The organism is Klebsiella sp. C349492 (genome assembly GCF_042055345.1).
Classification (GTDB): Bacteria; Pseudomonadota; Gammaproteobacteria; order Enterobacterales; family Enterobacteriaceae; genus Klebsiella; species Klebsiella scottii.
Genome location: NZ_JANQCE010000004.1, coordinates 201,459 through 225,987, shown reverse-complemented (window position 1 = coordinate 225,987; position 24,529 = coordinate 201,459). Strand labels below are relative to the sequence as shown.

21 protein-coding genes are annotated in these 24,529 nt (G+C 56.6%); 17 read left to right on the top strand and 4 right to left on the bottom strand.

Features of this window, described 5'->3' with window-relative positions:
• Positions 1 to 73 precede the first annotated feature (73 nt).
• Positions 74 to 1,252 (top strand): D-xylose utilization transcriptional activator XylR, encoded by a 1,179-nt coding sequence (gene xylR, locus NWP14_RS16420; protein WP_041143169.1) that lies wholly within the window; start codon positions 74 to 76, stop codon positions 1,250 to 1,252.
• Positions 1,253 to 1,316: 64 nt separating this feature from the next.
• On the opposite strand, the gene NWP14_RS16415 is transcribed toward xylR, so the two are convergent.
• A complete protein-coding gene (locus NWP14_RS16415) occupies positions 1,317 to 2,135 on the bottom strand; it encodes a protein bax (RefSeq protein ID WP_095102988.1) in 819 nt (272 codons plus the stop codon).
• Positions 2,136 to 2,450: 315 nt separating this feature from the next.
• Here NWP14_RS16415 and NWP14_RS16410 point away from each other — a divergent pair, with 315 nt between their 5' ends.
• Positions 2,451 to 4,484, top strand: coding sequence for an alpha-amylase (locus tag NWP14_RS16410; RefSeq protein ID WP_375215675.1), 2,034 nt, complete (start codon positions 2,451 to 2,453; stop codon positions 4,482 to 4,484).
• A gap of 174 nt (positions 4,485 to 4,658) precedes the next feature.
• Complete coding sequence (gene avtA, locus NWP14_RS16405) at positions 4,659 to 5,915, top strand: valine--pyruvate transaminase (RefSeq protein ID WP_095102743.1); 1,257 nt, start codon at positions 4,659 to 4,661, stop codon at positions 5,913 to 5,915.
• A 20-nt stretch (positions 5,916 to 5,935) separates the two neighbouring features.
• Here the strand turns inward: avtA and NWP14_RS16400 are convergent, their stop codons facing one another.
• Both NWP14_RS16400 and yiaJ read right to left on the bottom strand, forming a co-directional pair.
• Positions 5,936 to 6,424 (bottom strand): 4Fe-4S dicluster domain-containing protein, encoded by a 489-nt coding sequence (locus NWP14_RS16400; protein ID WP_375215674.1) that lies wholly within the window; start codon positions 6,422 to 6,424, stop codon positions 5,936 to 5,938.
• A 120-nt stretch (positions 6,425 to 6,544) separates the two neighbouring features.
• Positions 6,545 to 7,360, bottom strand: coding sequence for an IclR family transcriptional regulator YiaJ (gene yiaJ, locus NWP14_RS16395; protein ID WP_375215673.1), 816 nt, complete (start codon positions 7,358 to 7,360; stop codon positions 6,545 to 6,547).
• Positions 7,361 to 7,583: 223 nt separating this feature from the next.
• On the opposite strand from yiaJ, the gene NWP14_RS16390 reads away from it, so the two are divergent.
• The 12 genes from NWP14_RS16390 (at position 7,584) to araD (ending at position 19,891) form a co-directional block, all read left to right on the top strand.
• Positions 7,584 to 9,104 carry a sugar ABC transporter ATP-binding protein gene (locus NWP14_RS16390; protein WP_375215672.1) on the top strand — a complete coding sequence of 507 codons (1,521 nt, stop codon included), beginning with the start codon at positions 7,584 to 7,586 and terminating at the stop codon, positions 9,102 to 9,104.
• 13 nt (positions 9,105 to 9,117) lie between these two features.
• Positions 9,118 to 10,188, top strand: a complete 1,071-nt coding sequence (locus tag NWP14_RS16385; protein ID WP_331835079.1) for an ABC transporter permease — start codon at positions 9,118 to 9,120, stop codon at positions 10,186 to 10,188.
• Between the two features lie 63 nt (positions 10,189 to 10,251).
• Positions 10,252 to 11,319: a substrate-binding domain-containing protein gene (locus tag NWP14_RS16380; protein ID WP_223261800.1), complete on the top strand. Its 1,068-nt coding sequence runs from the start codon at positions 10,252 to 10,254 to the stop codon at positions 11,317 to 11,319.
• 1 nt (position 11,320) lies between these two features.
• Entirely contained in the window at positions 11,321 to 12,184 is an 864-nt protein-coding gene (locus tag NWP14_RS16375) for an SMP-30/gluconolactonase/LRE family protein (protein ID WP_375215671.1), read from the top strand.
• Between the two features lie 113 nt (positions 12,185 to 12,297).
• Entirely contained in the window at positions 12,298 to 13,296 is a 999-nt protein-coding gene (gene yiaK, locus NWP14_RS16370) for a 3-dehydro-L-gulonate 2-dehydrogenase (protein ID WP_047663579.1), read from the top strand.
• An 11-nt stretch (positions 13,297 to 13,307) separates the two neighbouring features.
• Positions 13,308 to 13,775: a YhcH/YjgK/YiaL family protein gene (locus tag NWP14_RS16365; RefSeq protein WP_375215747.1), complete on the top strand. Its 468-nt coding sequence runs from the start codon at positions 13,308 to 13,310 to the stop codon at positions 13,773 to 13,775.
• 45 nt (positions 13,776 to 13,820) lie between these two features.
• A complete protein-coding gene (locus NWP14_RS16360; RefSeq protein ID WP_375215670.1) occupies positions 13,821 to 14,756 on the top strand; it encodes a DUF4862 family protein in 936 nt (311 codons plus the stop codon).
• Between the two features lie 53 nt (positions 14,757 to 14,809).
• Positions 14,810 to 16,129 carry an MFS transporter gene (locus NWP14_RS16355; RefSeq protein ID WP_095102734.1) on the top strand — a complete coding sequence of 440 codons (1,320 nt, stop codon included), beginning with the start codon at positions 14,810 to 14,812 and terminating at the stop codon, positions 16,127 to 16,129.
• Positions 16,130 to 16,183: 54 nt separating this feature from the next.
• Positions 16,184 to 17,689: an FGGY-family carbohydrate kinase gene (locus NWP14_RS16350; protein ID WP_375215669.1), complete on the top strand. Its 1,506-nt coding sequence runs from the start codon at positions 16,184 to 16,186 to the stop codon at positions 17,687 to 17,689.
• A complete protein-coding gene (ulaD, locus tag NWP14_RS16345) occupies positions 17,686 to 18,339 on the top strand; it encodes a 3-keto-L-gulonate-6-phosphate decarboxylase UlaD (RefSeq protein ID WP_095102730.1) in 654 nt (217 codons plus the stop codon). The genes NWP14_RS16350 and ulaD overlap by 4 nt, the downstream gene beginning before the upstream one ends.
• 2 nt (positions 18,340 to 18,341) lie before the next feature.
• On the top strand, positions 18,342 to 19,202 hold the full coding sequence (locus tag NWP14_RS16340; protein ID WP_375215668.1) for an L-ribulose-5-phosphate 3-epimerase: 861 nt from the start codon (positions 18,342 to 18,344) through the stop codon (positions 19,200 to 19,202).
• On the top strand, positions 19,196 to 19,891 hold the full coding sequence (gene araD / locus NWP14_RS16335) for an L-ribulose-5-phosphate 4-epimerase (RefSeq protein ID WP_047663585.1): 696 nt from the start codon (positions 19,196 to 19,198) through the stop codon (positions 19,889 to 19,891). The genes NWP14_RS16340 and araD overlap by 7 nt, the downstream gene beginning before the upstream one ends.
• 82 nt (positions 19,892 to 19,973) lie before the next feature.
• Here araD and NWP14_RS16330 read toward each other — a convergent pair whose 3' ends face one another.
• Entirely contained in the window at positions 19,974 to 20,792 is an 819-nt protein-coding gene (locus NWP14_RS16330; RefSeq protein ID WP_095102726.1) for an AraC family transcriptional regulator, read from the bottom strand.
• 261 nt (positions 20,793 to 21,053) lie between these two features.
• On the opposite strand from NWP14_RS16330, the gene NWP14_RS16325 reads away from it, so the two are divergent.
• Together NWP14_RS16325 and NWP14_RS16320 are read left to right on the top strand one after the other, a co-directional pair.
• The gene (locus NWP14_RS16325; protein WP_331835071.1) at positions 21,054 to 22,454 is read left to right on the top strand and encodes an MFS transporter; all 1,401 of its coding nucleotides are present in this window, start codon (positions 21,054 to 21,056) and stop codon (positions 22,452 to 22,454) included.
• A gap of 10 nt (positions 22,455 to 22,464) precedes the next feature.
• Positions 22,465 to 24,426, top strand: coding sequence for a glycoside hydrolase family 127 protein (locus NWP14_RS16320; RefSeq protein ID WP_375215667.1), 1,962 nt, complete (start codon positions 22,465 to 22,467; stop codon positions 24,424 to 24,426).
• Positions 24,427 to 24,529: the final 103 nt, after the last annotated feature.

Genomic DNA, 24,529 nt, shown 5'->3' with positions numbered 1-24,529 from the left:
CATAAGTAGCTTGTAATAGTTCGGGCATTGGCCGGTATTGTATGGCCAGCAAGAGAGACCAGGGAACGAGATTATGTTTGAAAAGCGCCACCGTATTACGCTGTTATTCAACGCCAACAAAGCCTACGATCGGCAGGTTGTGGAAGGCGTTGGCGAATATTTACAGGCGTCGCAGCTGGAGTGGGACATCTTTATCGAAGAGGATTTCCGCGCCCGGATAGAGAACATCAGAGAGTGGCTGGGAGACGGGGTGATCGCCGATTATGACGACCCCGAAATTGAAAAGCTGCTGGCCGGCGTCGAAGTACCGATCGTCGGCGTCGGCGGCTCCTACTATCGCCCCGAGGATTACCCGCCGGTTCACTATATCGCCACCGATAACGCAGCCCTGGTTGAGAGCGCCTTTCTGCATCTTAAAGAGAAAGGGGTTCACCGTTTCGCCTTTTACGGGCTGCCCACCTCCAGCGGCAAGCGCTGGGCCGTTGAACGCGAGCACGCATTTTGCCAGCTGGTAGCAAAAGAGAAGTATCGCGGCGTGGTTTACCAGGGGCTGGAGACGGCGCCGGAAAACTGGCAGCACGCGCAGAACCGCCTGGCGGACTGGCTGCAAACGCTGCCGCCGCAAACGGGGATCATCGCCGTTACCGACGCCCGCGCGCGCCACGTTTTGCAGGCCTGCGAGCTGCTGCATATTCCGGTACCGGAAAAGCTCTGCGTCATCGGCATTGATAACGAAGAGCTGACCCGCTACCTGTCGCGCGTTGCGCTATCGTCGGTGGCGCAGGGCACCCGCCAGATGGGCTATCAGGCGGCAAAGCTGCTGCACCGCCTGCTGGATAAAGAAGCGCTGCCGCTGCAGCGCAGGCTGGTTCCCCCCATGCGCGTCATTGAGCGACGCTCGACGGACTACCGCTCCCTCTCCGACCCTTCGGTTATCCAGGCCATGCACTACATCCGCAATCACGCCTGCAAAGGCATAAAGGTCGAGCAGGTGCTGGACGCCGTCGGGATCTCGCGATCGAACCTCGAAAAGCGCTTTAAAGAGGAGGTGGGCGAAACCATTCATACGGTCATTCACAGCGAGAAGTTAGAAAAGGCGCGCAGCCTGCTGGTTTCGACGACGCTGTCGATTAATGAAATCTCGCAGATGTGCGGCTATCCGTCGCTGCAATATTTCTATTCCGTGTTTAAGAAAGAGTACGACGTCACGCCGAAGGAGTACCGCGACCGGCACAGCGAAGTAATGATGTAGCGGGAAAAGAGCGAAAAAAATGCCCGGGCATGCGCGCCGGGCATTTTTCATTATAGGATTTGCATTACATATGTGCGGCAATCAGACGCTGATTATCCTGATACATCGCGAAGAGATAGTTGTTATAGCTCGACCCTTTGGTCGAATAGCCCTTCAGCTTATGAATCATCGTGCTGGCGGTCACTTCCTGGTCCGTTTTACGCAGCTGCGCACGGGAGGTGCGGAAGGATTTATACGCCGGATGCGTGTTCAGGTTGGTCACATAGGCCTGCACCGACTGTTCTACAGAATCAAACTGAGAATAGCCTTTCATCGCACCGCTGCAGTTGCCGCCGCCGCACTTCATACCAAACAAATTGTTGTTCATGCGCGCCAGCTTCGACGTACCCCAGCCGCTTTCGGCCGCCGCCATTGTGGCAACCATGCTGTTAGGAATAATGTCGACGCGATCCATCAGCGTGTTCCACGGAATACGGCGCGTGTTGCCGGACCATTTCACCTTATAGCGCGACGTTATATCTTTCAGACGCGTACGCTCGCTCGGCGACCAGCGGGAATCATACTGCTTGGTAACAAGCCAGTCACGATCGGCAGTAATCACCTGATTCTGCTTGGTAATATAAGGCATCACTGTCCGGAGAAACGCTTTTTTCCTTGGTGTTCCGGAAGGGTATTTTCGCAAATCAGGAAGTGAACTGCTCTTTACACTATTGCGAGAATACTCTTGTTTACCGCTGACCTTAACACTACTGCTTTTCTTTACTATCGGGGCTTTATGACTCGTTGTTGCCGTGTGGGTTGTTGCCAACGCACTACCTGAAAATATGCAGGTAAGTAACATGAGTATCGCGGCCCCATATCGTCGAATGGGAATCGATATCATTAGATCTCCTGGTCGGATATATGCATTCCAACACCTTGTTTTATGCGAAAAAACGTTAATTGAATCGCGAATAGTATCAAAAATACCCAGTGAGAGCACTAACAGAAATAGTCCAATTCCTAAAAGCTGTCATCTGAAATCGGTTTCTGCCCGCTGGAAACGTCGTAAAAATGCTAGCGCAGTCTCATTTTTTGGCTATTTTTTGAACTGAATCACTCACCCCTTTTCATCATCCCTGCAAAAGCGCAGGTGGGATGAGTTCATCCTGCGGTCAGACGGGCAAACTGAACAAAAAACCGCTTACAGGACTTCGGCATGAAACTCGCTGCTCTCGCGTCGCTACTGTTGCCTGGGATGGCCTTCGCCGCCTGGACCACCGCTAACTTTCCCACCTTCACCGAAGAAGGCACCGGCCGATTTATTAGCCAAAATGAGGTGACGAAGGGTACACGTCCGCTGCAAATAAACTTTGACCAACAGTGCTGGCAGCCCGTCGGGACCATAAAACTTAACCAAATGCTCTCCATGGAGCCCTGCCGCGGCGCGCCTGCGCAGTGGCGAGTTTTCCGTGAAGGCCTGTACACCCTTGATGTCGATACCCGCTCCGGCACGCCGACGCTGATGATCTCCCTCAAAGAGAACGAAACGGCGTCAGCGGCGACGCCCCAGCTGCGTCAGTGCCCGAAATGGCAGGGCGAGCCGCTGACAATCGCCGTCGGCCAGACTTTTGCCGAAGGCAGCAAGGTACGTGATTTTTACAGCGGCAACACCGCGACGGTGAGCGGCGGCAAAGTCACCCTACAGCCGGCCCCCAACAGCAACGGCCTGCTGCTGCTCGAACGCGCGGAAACCGACGCCGCCGCGCCGTTTAGCTGGCATAACGCGACGGTCTATTTCGTTCTCACCGACCGCTTTGTTAACGGCAACCCCGCGAACGACAATAGCTACGGGCGGCACAAAGACGGTATGCAGGAGATCGGCACGTTTCACGGCGGCGACCTGCAGGGCCTGACCAGCCGGCTCGACTATCTCCAGCAGCTGGGCGTCAACGCGCTGTGGATCAGCTCTCCGCTGGAGCAAATTCACGGCTGGGTTGGCGGCGGAACCAAGGGAGACTTCCCCCATTACGCCTATCACGGCTACTACGCGCAGGACTGGACGAAGCTGGATGCCAACATGGGTACCGAAGCCGACCTGCGTCGTCTCGTCGATGAGGCCCATAAGCGCGGCATGCGCATCCTGTTTGATGTCGTGATGAACCACACCGGCTACGCGACGCTCGCCGATATGCAGGAGTTCAAATTTGGCTCTCTCTATCTGCAAGGCGATGAGCTGAAAAAGACGTTCGGCGAACGCTGGACCGACTGGAAACCCGGCCCGGGGCAGAGCTGGCACAGCTTTAACGATTACATCAACTTCAGCGATAAGGCCGGCTGGGAAAAATGGTGGGGGAAAAAGTGGATCCGTACCGATATCGGTGACTACGACAACCCCGGCTTTGACGATCTGACCATGTCCCTGGCCTTCCTGCCGGACCTGAAAACGGAATCGACAACGCCTTCCGGCCTGCCGAACTTCTATCATCTGAAAGCGGATACCGCAGCCAAAGAGATCCCCGGCTTCACGCCGCGCGATTACCTGACCCACTGGCTCAGTCAGTGGGTGCGTGATTACGGTATTGACGGTTTCCGGGTCGATACCGCCAAGCACGTCGAGCAGGCCGCCTGGCAGCAGTTGAAAACGCAGGCGACGGCGGCGCTGGCGGAGTGGAAAAAGGCCAACCCCGATAAGGCGCTGGATAGCGCGCCGTTCTGGATGACCGGCGAGGCCTGGGGCCACGGCGTCATGCAGAGCGATTACTATCGCCACGGTTTTGACGCGATGATTAACTTCGATTATCAGGATCAGGCGGCGAAAGCGGCGGATTGTCTGGCAAATATGGACCTCACCTGGCAGCAAATGGCGGACAAGCTGCAGCAGTTTAACGTCCTGAGCTACCTCTCATCGCACGATACGCGCCTGTTCCGCGAAGGCGGCAGCTCGGCGGCCGAACTGCTGCTGCTCGCCCCTGGCGCGGTGCAAATCTTCTACGGCGATGAGTCCTCGCGGCCCTTTGGCCCGACCGGCTCAGATCCGCTGCAGGGCACGCGTTCGGATATGAACTGGCAGGACGTCACGGGCAAAGCCGCGCTTAGCGTGACGCACTGGCAGAAGCTCGGTCAGTTCCGCGCCCGCCACTCCGCCATCGGTATGGGTAAGCAAACCACCCTTTCCCTGCCGCAGGGCTACGGTTTTGTGCGCGAAAACGGCGATGATAAGGTCATGGTCGTGTGGGCAGGCCAGCGCTAACCAGCGGATAAGCGACGCCCTCGGCAGCCGAGGGCGTCATAACAGAATAAATATCTATAAAAAACAAATATCTCAGCATAATAACAAAATCCTCTCCGCATCCGCAGATTTGCACCTCGCCAACGCTGGCGTTATGGTTACCCACTTTCCAGACATACCGACAGATTATCCGCGATGACATTTTCACTTTTCGGCGACAAATTCACCCGCCATTCGGGCATTACCCGTTTGATGGAAGACCTTAATGACGGCCTGCGTACGCCGGGAGCAATCATGCTGGGTGGCGGTAATCCCGCACAAATCCCGGAAATGAATGACTACTTCCACGGCCTGCTTGCCGACATGCTGGCTAACGGTAAAGCCCTTGATGCGCTTTGTAATTACGACGGCCCGCAGGGTAAAAGCGAACTGCTGAGCCTGCTGGCGCAGATGCTGCGTGACGAACTCGGCTGGGAGATTGAACCACAGAATATTGCACTGACAAATGGCAGTCAGAGTGCATTTTTCTACTTATTTAACCTCTTTGCCGGACGCCGTGCGGATGGCACGACCCGTAAAGTGCTGTTCCCGCTGACCCCGGAATATATCGGTTACGCCGATTCGGGTCTCGAAGAGGATCTGTTCGTCGCCACCCGCCCGAATATCGAACTGCTGCCGGAAGGCCAGTTTAAATATCATGTGGATTTCGAACACCTGCAGGTGACGGAAGAGACGGGCATGATTTGCGTCTCCCGCCCGACCAACCCCACCGGTAACGTGATTACCGACGAAGAGTTAATCAAGCTGGATGCGTTGGCCAATCAACACGGCGTGCCGCTGGTCATTGATAACGCGTACGGCGTTCCCTTCCCGGGGATTATTTTCAGCGACGCCAGGCCGCTATGGAACCCCAATATCGTTCTGTGCATGAGTCTCTCCAAGCTGGGTCTGCCGGGCAGCCGCTGCGGAATTATCATCGCCAATGAGAAGATCGTTACCGCCATCAGCAATATGAACGGCATTATCAGCCTTGCTCCCGGCGGTATGGGCCCGGCGATGATGTGCGAAATGATTAAACGCAACGACCTGCTGCGCCTGTCGGAAACGGTTATTAAGCCGTTCTATTACCAGCGGGTTCAGGAAACCATCGCCATTATTCGCCGCTATCTGCCGGCAGAGCGCTGCCTGATCCATAAGCCGGAAGGCGCCATTTTCCTCTGGCTGTGGTTTAAGGATCTGCCTATTTCCACCGAGCTGCTCTATCAGCGCCTGAAGAAACGCGGCGTGCTGATGGTGCCGGGCGACTACTTCTTCCCGGGCCTTGATAAGCCCTGGCCGCACACCCACCAGTGCATGCGCATGAACTACGTACCGGACCCGGAGAAAATTGAAGCGGGCGTGAAGATTCTCGCCGAAGAGGTTGAACGCGCCTGGGGTGAACAGGGCGCGTAATCGCGCGTTTTGTCGCCCGCCTAAATCGCCAGCGCCGTCCGCCGACGGCGCTCGCCGCTTAATCTCTCCAGCCCCGCCGACGTCATGCAGTACAGCGCCTGGGTCGGACAGGCCGCCACGCAGGCCGGGCCGTCTTCGCGATGGCCGCACAAATCGCATTTCAACGCCTGTACGCCATCGTCGGTCATCATCACGGACATCGCGCCGTACGGACAGGCCAGCATGCAGCTTTTGCAGCCAATACAAAGGGATTGTTCAACGTACACCGCGCCGCTGACCCGGCTAATCGCCCCCACCGGGCAGACGTTGGCGCAGGGCGCATCTTCGCAATGATGGCAGGTCACGGCGGTTGTAAAAGACCCGCTCTTCACCACCCAAATGCGGGCGCTGAAGGCTTTTGGAGAAAGTGCGGCGCAATCCTGATTTGCCTGGTGTGACACCACGCAGGCGACTTCGCAGGTACGACAGCCAATGCATTTAGCCGAATCCGCAATGATAAAACGGTTCATTTTCCACCCCGCCTGACGTTGATTAGCGTCAGAGTGCCAGAAAACGAACCGCCTTCGCTTTGATCCTGGCGGGGATTGTTGCCAGATCTGTCATCTGCCTAACCGCATCTGGCTTTTTGCCTACACGCGTAAGGTAAATCCCAGTTCGTTAGAGATGGCCTGTGCCGTGTCGCGCAGTGGCTTGAGCAGATTTTTCTCACCAATCTGTTTCAGACGTGACGTCGAGAGTGAGATGGAGATGGCATACGGCACACGGTGTTGAATATCAAACACCGGAACGGCAATGCAGGAAACGCCAAGCTCATTCTCTTCGCGGTCCATCGCCATCACGCTTTCACGAATTTGCGCCAGCTCATCGTACATCGCAGGTAGCCCCGTAATGGTGTTGCGCGTCAGAGGCTGAATCTGCTCCTGATGCGTCTCCCAGTACTCTTTCACATATTCCTGCTGACCAAACGCCATGTAAATCTTACCCATTGCCGAACAGTACAGCGGCATATGTTGGCCGATATAAGCGCGGGTACGCAGCATCCCGGTCGTCGGTTCCAGCTTATAAATCAGAATGGCGTGATCGTCCTCACGGCTGGAGAAGTTGATGGTTTCCCCGGTAGAGAGGTTTAGCGCTTCCAGATGCGGCGCCGCCACGTGGATAATATTCAGCGACGTCAGGGCTTTTTGACCGACGGCGATAAATTTCGTGGTTAAACGGTAACTCCCGGCGGCGGGCGCGGGAGTGACGTAGCCACAGGATTGCAGCCCTTGTAGTAATCGGTGCACGGTGCTTTTGTTCAGCCCGGCCAGTTCTGAAAGATGCGCCAGCGGGCAACCGTTGGGGTAATTGCTTAAGATTTCTATCAACATCAAACCGCGAAACAAGCTTTGGCTTCCAGCCGGCCGCTCTTTCTCCTGCGTGTTTTCACTCTCTTTTGTGTTCATCGCTTCCGCTCTCCATTCTGTGGCGACCTGATGGTAGCGCAAAGTGTGTTTCACTTCACGATCTGAACAGAAATTTTGTAATTAACTGATTTTATTGAATTTCAAAAACATCCTCCCCGATTGCTTTGTGAAATCATGATCGATATATTTGAAATCAGATTTCGCATAGTGAAATTTATAGATTGTAAAACGTTCTTATTCCCTCAGCGGGAGGTCACCTTAAATGGCAGAAGCAGCAGTGTTGTCTCCGTTGTTATCCATGCGCCACATTATCAAGCGCTTTGGTGGAAATGTGGCGGTCAATAACGTCAGTCTGGATATTTATCCGGGCCAGGTTGTGGCGCTGCTGGGAGAAAACGGTGCCGGCAAATCGACGTTGATTAAGGTGCTGGCTGGCGTCTATTCCCGTGATGGTGGCGAGATCCTGTTTCGCGGTCAGCCGGTGGATTCTGCCGCCGCGTTACGTCAGGGCAACGAACAGCCTATCGCCTTTATTCATCAGGATTTAGGCCTGGTAGAGTGGATGACCATCGCCGAAAACATGGCTCTGGTGATGGGGTTTCCCCGTCGCTTCGGCCTGATTGACTGGGCGGCCACCAAACGCCAGGCGCAAAAAGCGCTGGAAGATATCGGCATTCAGCTCGACCCGGATGACCGCGTGTTTGACCTTTCCCGCACCGAAAAATCCCTGCTGGCGATTGCCCGCGCGGTGGCAGTTGACGCCTCGGTGCTGGTGCTCGATGAACCGACAGCCTCGCTGCCTGCCGACGATGTACGCCACCTGTTCCGCGTCATGAACATCCTGCGCGAGAAGCAGGTAGGCATGATTTACATCACCCACCGCCTGGATGAGGTGATGGAGATGGCTGATACCGTTTGCGCCATGCGCGACGGCTGCTACGCCGGGGGCGGCGATATCGGCCGCTACAGCCTGCGTGGTCTGGTCGAACTGATTGTGGGCGAAAGCCTGCGCGATGACCAGCGTCAGGCCTTACCCGATGCCAGCGCCCCGGTGCTGTTGAAAATGGACCACGTCAAAGTGGGCGATACCGGGCCGGTCTCCTTCGAGCTGCATGCCGGTGAGATGGTGGCACTCGCCGGTCTGCGTGGCGCCGGCCAGGAAGAGATTGGACGTTTACTGTTTGCCTGCCGGACGCAGGAAAGTGGACAAATCACTTTAAACGGCGTGCCGTTTACGGCGACAACACCAGGGGAGGCGATGTCCGCAGGCGTCTCTTTTGTCGCAGGCGACCGTCTTCATGAAAGTCTGATCCCGGGCATGATGGTGCGTGAAAACCTGTTTATGAACCCCTGTAAACACGGTCATGCGCTGCTTTCCCGCTATAACGAAAAAAGCGAAGCGCCGCTGAGCCGGGAGAAAATCCGCCAGTTCGACGTGCGCCCTTCGCAGATAAATATTGAAATCAGTGCACTGTCGGGCGGCAACCAGCAAAAAGTGGTAATGGCACGCTGGCTTTCGCTCAATGCCCCTCTGCTCATCCTGGAAGATCCTTCTGCTGGCGTCGACGTGGGCGCACGCGCAGAAATTTACGATTTACTCAATCAGGCGCTGCAAAACGGCGTTGCCATTCTGGTCATCTCCAACGACCTGGAAGAGGTGGCGCACATCTGTAACCGGGCGCTGGTGTTTAACCGCGGGCAGATCGTCGGCGAACTTCTCAACCAGGATGTCACCTTTGCCAGATTGCTTGAGCTGGCATCGGGCAGCGGCACCATACATTAAGTCGGAGTGCGTTATGGCTAAAACATCAATGAAATCGACGGCCCTGGAATCACGCGTATCACTTCATGAACACGGTGCGGCCACCTGGCTTGGACAATTGACCACCCGTTACGGTTTACCCGCGATCTGCGTGGTGCTGGTTATCGTTTTTTCACTGACAACGCCTTCGTTTGCCTCCCTGTTGACGTTGCAGGCGATTCTCGACAGCAAATCGAAAATCGCCCTGCTGGCGCTGGCAGCAACCATTCCGATGATTGTCGGCAAAATCGACCTGAACGTCGGCTTCGGCATCGTACTCTGGCACATCCTCGCCATCACTTTGCAGGTTGAATATGGTTTCTCCTGGCCCGCCGCGGTGGCGATCGTGCTGGTGCTCTCCGCGCTCTACGGGTTGCTGAACGGTATTCTGGTGGCGCTGGCGGATATCGACAGCTTTGTTGCGACCCTGGGTTCCGGTACGGTGCTGTACGCCGTCGCGCTCTGGCACTCTGGCGGTCGGCAGATCGTCGGTGACCTACCGGACGCCTTTATCGCCCTGCATCACTCCGACCTGTTCGGCATTCCGGTGGTGGCCTTCTACGTCCTTTTTGCCGCCGTGGTGCTGTGGATTATCACCGAACATACCCCGATTGGTCGCTGCATGTATGCGGTGGGCGGTAACCCGGTCGCCGCAGCGCTCAACGGCATTTCCGTTAATCGGTACATCATCGGGGCATTTATTACTTCCAGCACCTTAACCGGCTTTACCGGGGTGATCATCGCCGCCGAGCAGGGCGTGGGCCAGGCCAGCGTCGGTATGGATTATCTGCTCCCGGCTCTGGTGGGCGCGTTCCTCGGCAGCACCACCATTCGTCCCGGCCGGGTGAACGTCTGGGGCACGGTGGTAGGTATTGCGGTGCTGGCGATTGGTATTGCGGGCATCCAGCAGTTCGGCGGCGCGTTTTGGGTCGAACCGCTGTTTAACGGCGCGACGCTGCTGCTTTCGATTACCCTGGCAGGCTACGCCCAACGCCGTCGGGCATTAAATAAGAAACTGGTGCAGCGGGCACAATCGCCAGCATCAGGCTCCTCCGTTACCCAATGACTCTCGCGTAAGGAACTGAAAATGAATAACAAAATAGTTCAATACTGTCTGGCTGCCGGGTTGATGATGGCAAGTGGTTTCAGCCTCGCCGACGATACCTTTGTTCAGCAGGCGAAAACGGCGATTGCCAAAGCGACCGCGCCAGTCACCGCATGGGACGGCCCAACCCAGGGCCCGGTGCTGCAGCCTAATAAGAAGATCATTTTCATCGCCTCGGACATGAAAAACGGCGGCGTGCTGGGCGTTAAAGAGGGTCTGGAAGAAGCGGCGAAAACCGCAGGCTGGCAGCTGGATGTGCTGGATGGCGCAGGTTCGGTGAAAGATCAACTGGCGGCACTAAACCAGGCGATCGCCCGCAAACCGGACGGTATCGTCATTGGCGGCTGGAACCCGAACGTCGCCAAAATTCCGCTGAAAAAAGCGGTGAAAGAGGGCATCGTGCTGACCGCATGGCACGCGGTTCCCGCGCCTGGCCCGGTTCCAGCTTACAACATTTTCTACAACGTGACCTCCGACTCGAACGAAGTCTCGCGCATGGCGGCGCTGTATGCGGTGGCGAAATCCAACGGCACCGCCAAAGTGCTTATTTTCACCGACTCGCTGTACCAAATCGCGCTGGATAAAGCCAACGCGATGAAGAAGGTGATTGAGCAGTGCAGCGGCTGCCAGGTGGTGGAGTTTATCGATACCCCGCTTGCCGACACCTCCAACCGCATGCCGGGCATGACCTACAGCCTGATCCAAAAATATGGCGACAGGTTCGAATACTCGCTGGCGATTAACGACCTGTACTTCGACTTTATGGCCCCAGCCCTGCAAACCGCGGGCAAAGGCACCGGAGATAAACCGCCGTACAACATCTCCGCTGGCGATGGTTCCGTCACCGCCTACCAGCGCGTGCGTGAAGGCAAAGCGCAGATCGCAACCGTACCAGAGCCGTTGAAACTGCACGGCTGGCAGCTGCTGGATGAATTTAACCGCGCCTTCGCGGGCAAAGAGCCGTCTGGTTATGTCACCCCGGCACATCTGGTGACCAAAGAGAACATCGGCGCCGACGGCGGCCAGAACAACGAATTCGATCCGGACAACCATTATCGCGATCGCTACAAAGCCATCTGGGGCGTGAAGTGAGATGTTAGCCGTTACGGGAAGTTTTGAACGCCTGTGCTCACCGGCGATCTGGGCGGAAGGCCCGGTGTGGCTGGCAGACCAGCAGTGTCTGATTTTCAGCGATGTGAAGGGCAACAGGATGTTCCGTTGGGATGCGCAAAATGGAGTCAGCGTGTTTCGTGCCGAATCCCACTACGCCAACGGCAACGCGCTGGACAAGCAAGGGCGTTTGTTGACCTGCGAGCACGGTCGGCGCGGTATCAGCCGTACCGACGCCGCGGGCAATCACACCCTGCTGGTGGATAAAGTCGACGGGCTGCGTTTTAACTCCCCCAACGATATCGCGGTGCGCCAGGACGGGTCGATTTGGTTTACCGATCCGCCCTACGGCATCGTCGGTGACGAAGAGGGCTATCGCGCCGCAAGCCAGGTAATTGGCTGCTACGTCTACCGATTTAATGAAGCGCGTAACCAGGTCGCTATTGCCATCAGCGATACCCAGCGCCCCAACGGGCTGGCCTTTTCGCCGGATGATAACTGGCTATACGTGGCAGATATGTCGGTTATTGATTTTCCGAGCCAGGGCCGCCGGGAAATTCGCGCTTACCGTCTTGAAGGCGATAACGCGTTATTTTCCCACGTCGTAACCCAGGTCAAACCGGGTATTCCGGACGGATTCTGCGTCGACCAGGACGGGAATATTTACTGCAGCTGCGAGACAGGGATTTTGATTTTCTCCGCCGCAGGCGAATTACTGGAAACCATTGCGGTCCCCGAGCGCGTCTCTAACTGCACCTTTGGCGGCCCCGACGGGAATACGCTTTTTATTACGGCGACGACATCGCTGTACCGGGTGAGCCTCGCCCCATCCCGCCTTCAGGGATAAACCGGAGTAACACCGAAACGCACCGGTCCTGCCGGCGCGGTTTTGCAACCCAATACTATTTAGTGGAATAACATTCCACTATGTGAAATAAAAAGATGTAATGGAGAAAGCGTATGTTATTGAGTTTTTCTGACCTTAAAAATGAGTTTAACCGTGTCCTGCTGGCACGCGGCGTGGCGGCTGAAACCGCCGATGCCTGCGCGGAAATGTTCGCCCGCACCACCGAGTCAGGGGTCTATTCACACGGCGTAAACCGTTTCCCGCGCTTTATTCAGCAGCTGGAAAACGGCGATATCATCCCGGAGGCCCTGCCAAAACGCACCGCTTCGCTGGGGGCGATTGAACAGTGGGATGCCCGGCGATCCATCGGCAACCTGACCGCCAAAAAAATGATGGACCGGGCAATTGAACTGGCTTCTGACCACGGTATTGGCCTGGTTGCTGTGCGAAACGCCAACCACTGGATGCGCGGCGGCAGCTACGGCTGGCAGGCGGCGGAAAAAGGCTACATCGGCATCTGCTGGACCAACTCCATTGCCGTAATGCCGCCGTGGGGCGCCAAAGAGTGCCGCATCGGGACTAATCCGCTGATCGTCGCCATTCCGTCTACGCCGATCACCATGGTGGACATGTCCATGTCGATGTTCTCCTACGGCATGCTGGAAGTGAACCGTCTGGCAGGCCGCCAGCTGCCGGTTGACGGCGGCTTCGATGACGAAGGCAACCTGACCAAAGACCCGGCCCCCATCGAGAAAAACCGCCGTATTCTGCCGATGGGCTACTGGAAAGGTTCGGGCCTCTCCATTGTGCTGGATATGATCGCCACCCTGCTCTCCGATGGCTCTTCCGTTGCTGCGGTAACTGAAGACAACAGCGACGAGTTCAACATTTCGCAAGTCTTTATTGCTATCGAAGTGGACAAGCTGATCGACGGTGCCACCCGCGACGCCAAGCTGCAACGCATCATGGATTACATCACCAGCGCCGAACGTGCCGACGAAAACGTGCCGGTCCGTCTGCCCGGTCATGAGTTTTCCCGTCTGCTGGAAGAGAACCGCCGCAACGGAATCACCGTTGATGACAGCGTGTGGGCAAAAATCAAAGCGCTGTAAGGAATATCATCATGATTTATGGACATATTTCTCAACCCAACGCCTGCCGGTATCCGGCAGCGATTGAAAAAGCACTGGAATTTTTGCGCACCACGGACTTCAGCAATCTGGAGACCGGGGTGGTCGAAATTGAGGGGCGCACGATCTTCGCGCAGATCCTCGACCTGACCACCCGTCCGCACGATGAGCTGCGCCCGGAAGTGCACCGCCGCTACCTGGATATCCAGTTTTTATATTCCGGTGAAGAGCAGATCGGTGTCGCTATCGATACCGGCAATAATGCAGTAAGTGAAGAATTACTTGAGCAGCGGGATATTATTTTCTATCACGACAGCGAAAACGAATCGTTAATAGAAATGAGGCCGGGGAACTACGCCATATTTTTCCCGCAGGACGTTCACCGCCCCGCCTGTAATAAACACCGGGAAACGGCAATCAGGAAAATAGTGGTTAAAGTTGCTATTTCCGCTTTAGATTAATCCGTAATTTATTTGTCGAACACCGATAAATAAAAGGAGTGAAAAATGGAAAGAAATGACGCCGGTTATATCATCGGCGCATACCCTTGCGCGCCCTCATTTCACCAAAAGAGCGAACAGGAAGAGACGGAATTCTGGCGCTTACTCGCGGACACGCCCCACATCCGTGGCCTGGAGCAGCCATGCCATGAAAACTTTCACCCCTATGGCGATAAGTGGTTGCTCCAGCATACGCCGCAGGAGTGGAAGATGGTGGTGACTGCCATCCCGGAAACCATGCGTCGCCGTGGCGGCGGCAACACGGCTTTCGGCCTGGCCTCCAGCGATGAAGAACAGCGCCTGGCGTGCGTCGAATTCCATCGTCATTTACGCAACAAAATCAATGCGCTAAACAAACGCTTTGCCGGCAAGGTCATCTCCCTTGAACTGCAGGCGGCACCGCTTGCGGGCAATGCGAACGTAGAGCAGGCAGCCGATGCCTTCGCGCGCTCAATCAAAGAGATTGCGGGTTGGGACTGGTCATGCTCACTCGTACTGGAACATTGTGATGCCATGAACCAGCCCGCGCCACGCAAAGGCTTTCTGCCGCTGGAAAACGTGCTGGAGATCCTGGCAGGTTACAGCATTGATATCTGTATCAACTGGGCGCGTTCGGCGATTGAAGGGCGTAACGCCGCCCTGCCGCTGACGCACGCTCAGGCGGTACATGCCGCAGGCAAACTGGGGGCGCTGATGTTCTCTGGCACCGCGACCGAAGGGCCGTACGGCGAATGGACTGACCTGCACGCACCGTTCGCACCGTTCTGCCCGCAAAGCCTGTTAACGGCGGCTCACGCAAAAGAATTATTTAATGTGGCTGATTCAGCAAATTTACAGTTTTCCGGTATTAAGTTACTGGAAATTGATGAGAATGCTGATGCGAATCATCGCATAGCCATATTACGCGATGGCATTAACGCGTTAAACATAGCCCAACAATAAATATAAAGCGTCAATTTAATCGCAAGGTCAGTTAATTTAAACAAGAGATTAATATGAACACTTCCTCTTACGCTACAACCGCGGATATTCCGCGCCAACGCTGGTTAAGAATTATTCCTCCTATTCTTATCGCGTGTATTATTTCTTATATGGACCGCGTGAATATTGCCTTTGCCATGCCCGGCGGGATGGATCAGGATTTAGGCATCACCGCGACTATGGCAGGCCTGGCTGGCGGTATTTTCTTCCTCGGCTATCTATTCTTACAGGTGCCAGGCGGAAAAATCGCCGTTCACGGCAGCGGCAAAAAATTCATCGGCTGGTCGCTGGTCGCGTGGGCGGTGATTTCCGTGTTCACCGGGCTTGTTACCAACCACTACCAGCTGCTGGCACTGCGCTTCCTGCTGGGTGTGGCGGAAGGCGGCATGCTGCCTGTGGTACTCACCATGATCAGTAACTGGTTCCCGGATGCCGAGCGCGGTCGCGCTAACGCCATCGTCATCATGTTCGTGCCGATCGCCGGGATCATCACCGCCCCACTCTCTGGCTGGATCATCACCGCCCTCGACTGGCGCTGGCTGTTCATCATCGAAGGCCTGCTCTCCCTCGTCGTGCTGGTGATGTGGGCGCTGACTGTTTACGACCGCCCGCAGGAAGCCCGCTGGATTTCCGACGCAGAGAAAAAGTACCTGGTGGAAACCCTGGCCGCTGAACAGCGCGCCATTGCCGGTAAAACCACGGTAAATGCCTCTCTGGGCGCCGTGCTGTCTGACCGCACTATGTGGCAGCTGATTGCCCTGAACTTCTTCTACCAGACCGGGATTTACGGCTACACCCTGTGGCTCCCGACCATCCTGAAAGAGCTGACCCACACCAGTATGGGTCAGGTCGGGATGCTCGCCATTCTGCCGTACGTGGGTGCGATTGCCGGGATGTTCCTGTTCTCTTCCCTGTCTGACCGCACCGGCAAACGCAAGCTGTTCGTCTCCCTACCGCTGATTGGTTTCGCCACCTGCATGTTCCTTTCCGTTGTGCTGAAAGAGAGCGTCTGGCTGTCGTACACCGCGCTGGTCGGCTGTGGCTTCTTCCTGCAGTCCGCTGCCGGGGTGTTCTGGACCATTCCTGCGCGTCTGTTCAGCGCCGAAATGGCCGGCGGCGCACGCGGTGTGATCAACGCCCTCGGCAACCTCGGCGGCTTCTGCGGCCCGTATGCCGTGGGCGTGCTGATCACTCTTTACAGCAAAGATGCGGGCGTTTACTGCCTGGCGATTTCACTGGCGATTGCCGCGCTGATGGCGCTGCTGCTGCCGTCCAGGTGCGACGCCAACAGTTCGTCTATCGGTACGGTAAACGCACCGAAACGCGCGATCTGACGCCTTCACCCCAACCCTCTCCCACCGGGAGAGGGTGCAAACCAGGAAAAAAAGATGAGTGAAAAAGAGACCTTCTGGCTGGGTATCGATTGTGGCGGTACTTATCTGAAAGCAGGCCTGTACAACAGCCAGGGTAAAGAATTCGATATTGAACGCCAGTCCGTTCACACCCTCAGCCCGCAGCCCGGTTGGGCGGAGCGCGACATGGCGGCATTGTGGCAGCACTGCGCGGCAACCATTTCCCGTCTGCTGCAGCGCACCGGCATTCGCGGTGAACAAATCAAGGGCGTCGGTATTTCCGCTCAGGGCAAAGGACTGTTTTTACTGGATAAAAATGACCAGCCGCTGGGCACCGCGATCCTCTCTTCCGATCGCCGCGCGATGGAGATCGTCAAACGCTGGCAGCAGGACGGCATTCCACAAAAGCTCTATCCGTTAACGCGCCAGACCTTATGGACCGGGCACCCGGCTTCACTGCTGCGCTGGGTGAAAGAGCACGAGCCGCAGCGTTACGCGCAAATTGGCTGCGTGATGATGGGCCACGATTATCTGCGCTGGTGTCTCACCGGCGTGAAGGGATGCGAAGAGAGCAATATCTCTGAATCCAACCTCTACCATATGACCTCCGGGCAGTACGATCCCTGCCTGACGCAGTGGCTTGGCATCAGCGAAATCGACGCTGCGCTGCCGCCCATTGTCGGTTCATCCCAAATCAGCGGTGAAATCACCTCTCAGGCAGCCGCCATTACCGGTCTCGCGGCGGGAACTCCCGTCGTGGGCGGTCTGTTTGATGTGGTTTCTACCGCTCTCTGCGCCGGGCTGGATGACGAGTACACGCTGAACGCCGTAATGGGAACCTGGGCGGTCACCAGCGGCATCGCCGAAGGGCTGCGCGATAACGAAGCGCACCCCTTCGTCTACGGACGCTACGTCAACGATGGCCAGTACATCGTCCACGAAGCCAGTCCCACCTCCTCCGGCAACCTCGAATGGCTGACCGCACAATTTGGCGACATCAGCTTTGATGAAATCAACAAGCTCGTCGACAGCCTGCCGAAAGCCACCAGCGATGTCTTCTTCCTGCCCTTCCTGTACGGCAGTAACGCCGGGCTTGATATGACCAGCGGCTTTTATGGCATGCAGGCGCTGCACACCCGCGCGCACCTGTTACAGGCGGTCTATGAAGGGGTAGTGTTTAGCCACATGACGCACCTCAACCGCATGCGCGAACGCTTTACCGAGGTACGTTCCCTGCGCGTCACCGGCGGCCCGGCGCACTCTCCCGTATGGATGCAGATGCTGGCGGACGTCAGCGGCCTGCCCGTTGAACTGCCGCAGGTGGAAGAGACCGGCTGCTTTGGTGCCGCCATTGCAGCCCTCGTCGGCACCGGCGTTTACGCAAACTTCACCAACGCCCAGCAGACCCTCAGCTACGAAATGCGCACCCTGACGCCGGACATGAACGCCCACGCGGCCTACCAGCGCAAATACCGCCGTTACCAGATTTTAATTGAAGCACTTCAGGGCTTTCACGCCCGTATTAAGGAGCACTCTCTATGAGCCGACCATTACTGCAGCTGGCGCTCGATCACACCGACCTTGCCGCCGCCCAGCGCGATGTTGCGTTGTTAAAAGACCGCGTGGATATCGTAGAGGCAGGCACCATTCTCTGCCTGAGCGAGGGGCTAAATGCCATTCGCGCCCTGCGCGCCCAATGCCCGGAAAAACTGATCGTCGCCGACTGGAAAGTCGCTGACGCCGGGGAAACCCTGGCCCAGCAGGCGCTGGAAGCGGGGGCCAACTGGATGACCATCATCTGTGCCGCACCGCTGGCCACCATCGAGAAAGGTCACGCCGTTGCTGCTGCGCGCGGAGGCGAAATCCAAATCGAGCTGTTTGGTAACTGGACCTTCGACGATGCCCGCGACTGGTACAGCGCCGGCGTGCGTCAGGCGATTTATCACCGTGGGCGCGACGCCCAGGCGAGCGGCCAGCAGTGGGGCGAAGTGGATCTGGCGCGCATGAAAGCGCTGTCGGATATCGGCCTGGAGCTCTCCGTCACGGGGGGCATCACCCCTGCCGACCTGCCGCTGTTCAAAGAGATTAACGTGAAGGCCTTTATTGCCGGACGCGCCCTTTCCAGCGCCGCCGATCCGCAGCAGGTGGCTGAAGAGTTCCACGCCCGCATTCGCGACATCTGGAGAGCGTAATTATGCGTAACCATCCATTAGGTATTTATGAAAAAGCGTTATCGAAAGACTTATCCTGGCCGGAGCGTCTGGTTCTGGCTAAAAGCTGCGGATTCGACTTCGTGGAAATGTCCGTCGACGAAACCGACGAGCGCCTGTCGCGACTCGAATGGACCACCGCCCAGCGCGCCTCGTTAGTGGAAGCGATGCTGGAAACCAATGTGTCGATTCCTTCGATGTGCCTTTCCGCGCATCGCCGTTTTCCGTTCGGCAGCCGCGACGAAGCCGTGCGTGAGCGTGCCAGAGACATCATGACCAAAGCCATCAAGCTGGCGCGCGATTTGGGCATCCGCACCATCCAGCTCGCCGGTTACGACGTCTATTACGAAGAGCATGACGCGGGCACTCAGCAGCGCTTCGCCGAAGGGCTGGCGTGGGCCGTTGAGCAGGCCGCAGGGGCTCAGGTGATGTTGGCGGTGGAGATCATGGACACCGCGTTTATGAACTCCATCACCAAGTGGAAAAGATGGGACCAACTGCTCGCCTCGCCGTGGTTCACCGTCTACCCGGACGTGGGCAACCTCAGCGCCTGGGGTAATGACGTCCCGGCAGAGCTGGCTCTGGGCATCGACCGCATCGCCGCTATTCATCTGAAAGACACGCAGCCGGTCACCGACACCAGCCCAGGCCAGTTCCGTGATGTGCCGTTTGGTGAAGGATGCGTCGATTTCGTCAATGTCTTCAGCACATTACAAAACCTGAACTATCGCGGTGCATTTCTGATTGAGATGTGGACCGAAAAAGCCAAAGAGCCGGTACTGGAAATCATTCAGGCCCGTCGCTGGATTGAAGCCCGTATGGAGGAAGGAGGATTCGTATGTTAGAGCAACTGAAAGCCGAGGTGCTGGCGGCAAACCTGGCGCTGCCCGCTCACGGGCTTGTCACCTTCACCTGGGGTAACGTCAGCGCGGTGGATGCAACCGGCAAACTGATGGTGATTAAGCCTTCTGGCGTGGAGTACGCCGTGATGAAAGCCGAAGATATGGTGGTGGTGGATATCGCCAGCGGCAAAGTGGTGGACGGCAGCAAGAAACCCTCTTCCGATACGCCAACGCACCTGGCGCTATATCGTCGCTTCCCGGAGATCGGCGGCATTGTGCATACTCACTCCCGCCACGCCACCATCTGGTCACAGGCCGGACTGGACCTGCCCGCCTGGGGCACCACCCACGCGGACTATTTCTACGGGACGATCCCGTGCACTCGCCTGATGACCTCTGAAGAGATCGGCGGCGAGTACGAGTACGAAACCGGCGAAGTGATCATCAAAACGTTTGAGGAGCGCGCCCTGAACCCGATGCAGGTTCCGGCGGTACTGGTGCACTCCCACGGCCCGTTTGCCTGGGGTAAAAATGCCCATGACGCGGTGCACAATGCGGTAGTGCTGGAAGAGTGCGCCTATATGGGCCTGTTCTCGCGCCAGCTGGCCCCACAGCTGCCGGATATGCAGGATGAATTGCTGGATAAACACTACCTGCGTAAGCACGGAGCGAATGCCTATTACGGGCAGTGAGCGCGTCCTCTGCGGCCCCCTGGCGATCTTCCTGTAGGAGAGCGCCAGGGGTCAGGGCATCAGACCGCGCAATGCTAAAGCCTCATCCCGAATTAATATGCTCCTTACAATACCGCCGCTTCCATGCGGCGGGCGTTATGCCGGTATGCTTGCGGAAAATCTGCCGAAAATAGCCGACATCGTGAAAACCGCACTGCTCCGCCACCTCTTTTAGCGACAGCGAATCGCTGATCAGCAGCTTCTCCGCTGCCCGAACACGCTGGCGGTGAATGGCTTCGGTTAACGTCAGACGAAAGGCCCGTCGGTAAACCCGGCCTAAATAGTCCACATTGCAGTGCAACTCTTTCGCCAGCAGCGACGCCGAAATGGGCAGATGAAAGTGCGTACCGATCATCTGACGGGCTTTCCAGGCCAGCGCAATGCCCGGGTTATTCCCCGCCCTTTCGCTTAAAGCGGAGGCTGATATCTGCTGCAAAATCAGCAGCAAAATACATTCCAGCGCTACGCTTCGGTGCACATTTTCCTGCTCATTTAAGAATTGTCGAAATAACCCGGTCATATATTGTGGGTCACTTAACGTTGTGTGCTGCGGTAACATCAACACCGATTGATGCGCTTTTTTTTCCACCGTCGGAGTTAATTCAAAATGCAGCCAGTAGAACTTTAAATCTGCCGGAAATTCCCCCACGCCGACATGACGGCGTTGCGGCCAGAGTAATAAACTTTCGCCTGAATTTACCGTGAAAACCTTATCCTCTTCACGGATCGTTAATATCCCCTTTTCAACAAAAATAACTTCCCAGGAATGCAGGGTACGCGACGGGTGGCTCCCCACGCCGCGAGAAATAAATAACCCTCCGTTTTGCACCCGGATCGGAAGTGCTATGGATAATTCGAGCATAACTATGTCAACTCTCGCTATTACGTGATGAAAATAACCACCTTATTATTGATTATTAACGAAAACAGAATAACTGAGCAGATCGAAATCACATTTTCTCAATCAGGTCGGAATCATCACCTTTTTGTACTTTTCCCTTCCCTTGTTGTGTGGTGAATTCAATGCAAAATAAAAAGGTACTTTGCAAACTACACAACAAGAGCCACAACCAGGCGGCTTATTTTCTGGAAACAAAATCTCCGAATACGTGAGGCGTTCTCCATGACTTCGACATTAATTTCCACTACCGATTCGGCGCCAAAAGCGCTGGACGATAAATTATCCGTACGTGAAAAAGTAGGCTATGGGCTGGGGGATGCAGGCGGAACGGTCATTACCTGCCTGATCATGAACTTTTTAACTTTTTTCTATACCGATGTCTTTGGGCTGACGCCCGCGCTGGTCGGGACCCTGTTCCTGGCCCTGCGCGTTTTCGACGCGATTTCCGACCCAATCATGGGCGTTCTGGCCGACCGAACTCAAAGCCGCTGGGGGCGTTTTCGTCCCTGGCAGCTGTGGATTGCCGTGCCGATCGGCATCATCGGCGTACTGACGTTTACCGTACCTGATGCCAGCATGGGGGTAAAAATCGCCTGGGCATTCGGCACCTATCTGCTGCTGTCGATGAGCTACACCGCGATTAACGTGCCGTACTGCGCGCTGATCAACACCATGACCACTCGCCATAGCGAGGTTATCTCGTGCCAGGCCTGGCGCTTTGTCCTGTGCGGCGTAGCGGGTTTTTTGGTCTCCGTCGGGCTGCCGTGGCTGGTAAAAGCGCTCGGTCAGGGCAACACAGCCCAAGGCTATCAGTATGGCGTCGGCATACTCTGCGCCATTGCGGTGGTGATGTTCCTGTGCTGCTTCTTCTGGGTACGCGAACGCGTCTCGCTGGACATGATGGGTAAATTTACACTGCGGGAGCATATCGCCGGTCTGCGTAAAAACGACCAGCTGCTGCTGATGCTGGTGATGTCGTTCCTGCTGATCAACGTCTTTAATATCCGCGGCGGCGGCTACATGTACTTCATCACCTACGTCCTTGAGGGGTCCACCGGCTACACCTCGCTATTTTTCACCATGGTGACCTTCGCGTCGATTTTCGGCTCCGTCATCATCAACCTGCTTTCACGCCGCTTCGATACCGTCAGGCTCTACTACTACACCAACCTGGTGCTGGCCGCCCTGGCCATCGCGATGTGGTTTTTACCGACCGGCCAGGCATACCAGACCCTGTGGCTGGTGGCGATCCTCGGCAACGGCATTATTCTCGGCTTCACCCTGCCGCTGCACTTCTCGTTGATGGCCTTCTCTGACGACTACGGCGAATGGAAAACCGGCGTGCGTTCTTCCGGTATGAACTTTGCCTTCAACCTGTTCTTCATCAAGCTGGCATGGGCCTCCAGCGCCGGAATTATCAGCCTGATTTTTATCTACGTGGCCTATCAGCCGGGCGCCGGCAACCAAACGGCCCTGTCGCTGTCCGGGATCGCCTCAATGGAAACCCTGCTGCCCGCCCTGTTCCACCTGCTGCTGGCCTTTTCGATCCGCGCCTGCAAGCTCAATAATCCGATGATGGCGCGCATTGCCACCGACCTGCGCGCGCGTCACGTTCAGCCTTAAGGAGTCCGTCATGTCTGTAATGGAAGTCAATCTACGCAAACTGAAAATCAGCGACCCGTTCCTCGGCCAGTACCAGCAGCTGGTGCGCGATGTGGTGATTCCCTACCAATGGGATGCACTTAACGATCGCATCGACGAGGCCGATCCGAGCCATGCGATCGAAAACTTCCGCATCGCAGCAGGGCTGCAGGAAGGGGAGTTTTACGGGATGGTATTTCAGGACAGCGATGTGGCGAAATGGCTGGAAGCCGTGGCCTGGTCGCTGTGCCAGAAGCCGGACGCCGGGCTGGAAAAAACCGCCGATGAGGTGATTGAACTGGTGGCCGCCGCCCAGTGTGAAGATGGCTATCTGAACACTTACTTCACGGTCAAAGCGCCAGCAGAACGCTGGACTAACCTTGCCGAGTGCCACGAACTATACTGCGCCGGGCACATGATTGAAGCGGGCGTCGCCTTCTTCCAGGCGACCGGTAAGCGTCGGTTGCTGGAGGTGGTTTGCCGCCTCGCCGACCATATCGACAGCGTGTTTGGCCCCGGAGAACATCAGCTGCACGGCTATCCTGGGCACCCGGAGATCGAGCTGGCGTTAATGCGCCTGTATGACGTGACCCAGGAGCCGCGCTATCTGGCATTGACGAACTATTTCGTCGAGGAGCGCGGAGCGCAGCCGCATTTTTACGATATCGAATATGCGAAACGCGGCAAAACGTCCTACTGGAATACCTACGGCCCGGCGTGGATGGTGATGGATAAGCCCTACAGCCAGGCGCACCAGCCGATTTCTGAACAGCCCGTCGCCATCGGTCATGCGGTTCGCTTTGTTTACCTGATGACCGGCATCGCCCATCTCGCCCGCTTGAGCCAGGACGAAGGCAAACGTCAGGACTGCCTGCGCCTGTGGAACAATATGGCCCAGCGTCAGCTGTATATTACCGGCGGCATTGGTTCGCAGAGCAGCGGTGAGGCCTTCAGCAGCGACTATGACCTGCCAAACGACACGGTCTATGCCGAAAGCTGCGCATCCATCGGTTTAATGATGTTTGCTCGCCGAATGCTGGAAATGGAGGCCGACAGCCAGTACGCCGACGTGATGGAACGCGCGCTGTATAACACCGTGCTGGGAGGAATGGCGCTGGATGGCAAGCACTTCTTCTACGTTAACCCGCTGGAAGTGCACCCGAAGTCGTTAAAATTCAATCATATTTATGACCACGTGAAGCCCCTTCGTCAGCGTTGGTTCGGCTGCGCCTGCTGCCCGCCGAATATCGCCCGCGTACTCACGTCTCTGGGGCACTATATCTATACGCCGCGTGAAGAAGCGCTCTACATCAATCTGTATGTCGGCAACAGCGCGGAGATCCCGGTTGGCGATAAGACCTTGCGGCTGCGTATCAGCGGTAACTATCCGTGGCAGGAGCAGGTGAAAATAGCAATCGACTCGCCCATACCAATCGACCATAGCCTGGCGTTACGCCTCCCGGACTGGTGCGACAAGCCACAGGTGACGCTGAACGGTGTGCCCGTTCCACAGGATGTGCGCAAAGGCTATCTGCACATCAGCCGTCGCTGGCAGGAAGGCGACATTATCCTGCTAACGCTACCTATGCCGGTGCGTCGCGTTTATGGTCATTCGCTGGTGCGCCATCAGGCCGGCCAGGTCGCCGTACAGCGAGGCCCGCTGGTTTATTGTCTGGAGCAGGCGGACAACGGCGAGCAATTGCATAACCTACAGCTGCCGCGTCACGCACGGTTCAGCGCTTTTGAAGGCAAAGGGATTTTTGCTCACAAGATACTTCTCCAGGCGCCGGGCTATAAGCAAACGGCGGAGAATGCCGAAAGCCAGGCGCTGTGGAATTACGACCGTGCGCCGGCCGCGCGCCGGCCGCAGACCTTAACCTTTATTCCGTGGTTTAGCTGGGCCAATCGCGGCGAAGGAGAGATGCGCATCTGGGTGAAAGAAGCGGACGAATAAACACGCAGGACCTGGCTATCTCCCCTGCGCTTAGCGGGGCGACAACCTGCCGCCAGTGGGTAGCCCGGACGGGCGCGTTAAGCGCCTTCTCCGGGAATGACCC

Coding starts and splice junctions, on each gene's coding strand:
- xylR (WP_041143169.1), top strand. CDS start 74: ATGTTTGAAAAGCGCCACCGTATTACGCTGTTATTCAACGCCAACAAA.
- NWP14_RS16415 (WP_095102988.1), bottom strand. CDS start 2,135: ATGATATCGATTCCCATTCGACGATATGGGGCCGCGATACTCATGTTA.
- NWP14_RS16410 (WP_375215675.1), top strand. CDS start 2,451: ATGAAACTCGCTGCTCTCGCGTCGCTACTGTTGCCTGGGATGGCCTTC.
- avtA (WP_095102743.1), top strand. CDS start 4,659: ATGACATTTTCACTTTTCGGCGACAAATTCACCCGCCATTCGGGCATT.
- NWP14_RS16400 (WP_375215674.1), bottom strand. CDS start 6,424: ATGAACCGTTTTATCATTGCGGATTCGGCTAAATGCATTGGCTGTCGT.
- yiaJ (WP_375215673.1), bottom strand. CDS start 7,360: ATGAACACAAAAGAGAGTGAAAACACGCAGGAGAAAGAGCGGCCGGCT.
- NWP14_RS16390 (WP_375215672.1), top strand. CDS start 7,584: ATGGCAGAAGCAGCAGTGTTGTCTCCGTTGTTATCCATGCGCCACATT.
- NWP14_RS16385 (WP_331835079.1), top strand. CDS start 9,118: ATGGCTAAAACATCAATGAAATCGACGGCCCTGGAATCACGCGTATCA.
- NWP14_RS16380 (WP_223261800.1), top strand. CDS start 10,252: ATGATGGCAAGTGGTTTCAGCCTCGCCGACGATACCTTTGTTCAGCAG.
- NWP14_RS16375 (WP_375215671.1), top strand. CDS start 11,321: ATGTTAGCCGTTACGGGAAGTTTTGAACGCCTGTGCTCACCGGCGATC.
- yiaK (WP_047663579.1), top strand. CDS start 12,298: ATGTTATTGAGTTTTTCTGACCTTAAAAATGAGTTTAACCGTGTCCTG.
- NWP14_RS16365 (WP_375215747.1), top strand. CDS start 13,308: ATGATTTATGGACATATTTCTCAACCCAACGCCTGCCGGTATCCGGCA.
- NWP14_RS16360 (WP_375215670.1), top strand. CDS start 13,821: ATGGAAAGAAATGACGCCGGTTATATCATCGGCGCATACCCTTGCGCG.
- NWP14_RS16355 (WP_095102734.1), top strand. CDS start 14,810: ATGAACACTTCCTCTTACGCTACAACCGCGGATATTCCGCGCCAACGC.
- NWP14_RS16350 (WP_375215669.1), top strand. CDS start 16,184: ATGAGTGAAAAAGAGACCTTCTGGCTGGGTATCGATTGTGGCGGTACT.
- ulaD (WP_095102730.1), top strand. CDS start 17,686: ATGAGCCGACCATTACTGCAGCTGGCGCTCGATCACACCGACCTTGCC.
- NWP14_RS16340 (WP_375215668.1), top strand. CDS start 18,342: ATGCGTAACCATCCATTAGGTATTTATGAAAAAGCGTTATCGAAAGAC.
- araD (WP_047663585.1), top strand. CDS start 19,196: ATGTTAGAGCAACTGAAAGCCGAGGTGCTGGCGGCAAACCTGGCGCTG.
- NWP14_RS16330 (WP_095102726.1), bottom strand. CDS start 20,792: ATGCTCGAATTATCCATAGCACTTCCGATCCGGGTGCAAAACGGAGGG.
- NWP14_RS16325 (WP_331835071.1), top strand. CDS start 21,054: ATGACTTCGACATTAATTTCCACTACCGATTCGGCGCCAAAAGCGCTG.
- NWP14_RS16320 (WP_375215667.1), top strand. CDS start 22,465: ATGTCTGTAATGGAAGTCAATCTACGCAAACTGAAAATCAGCGACCCG.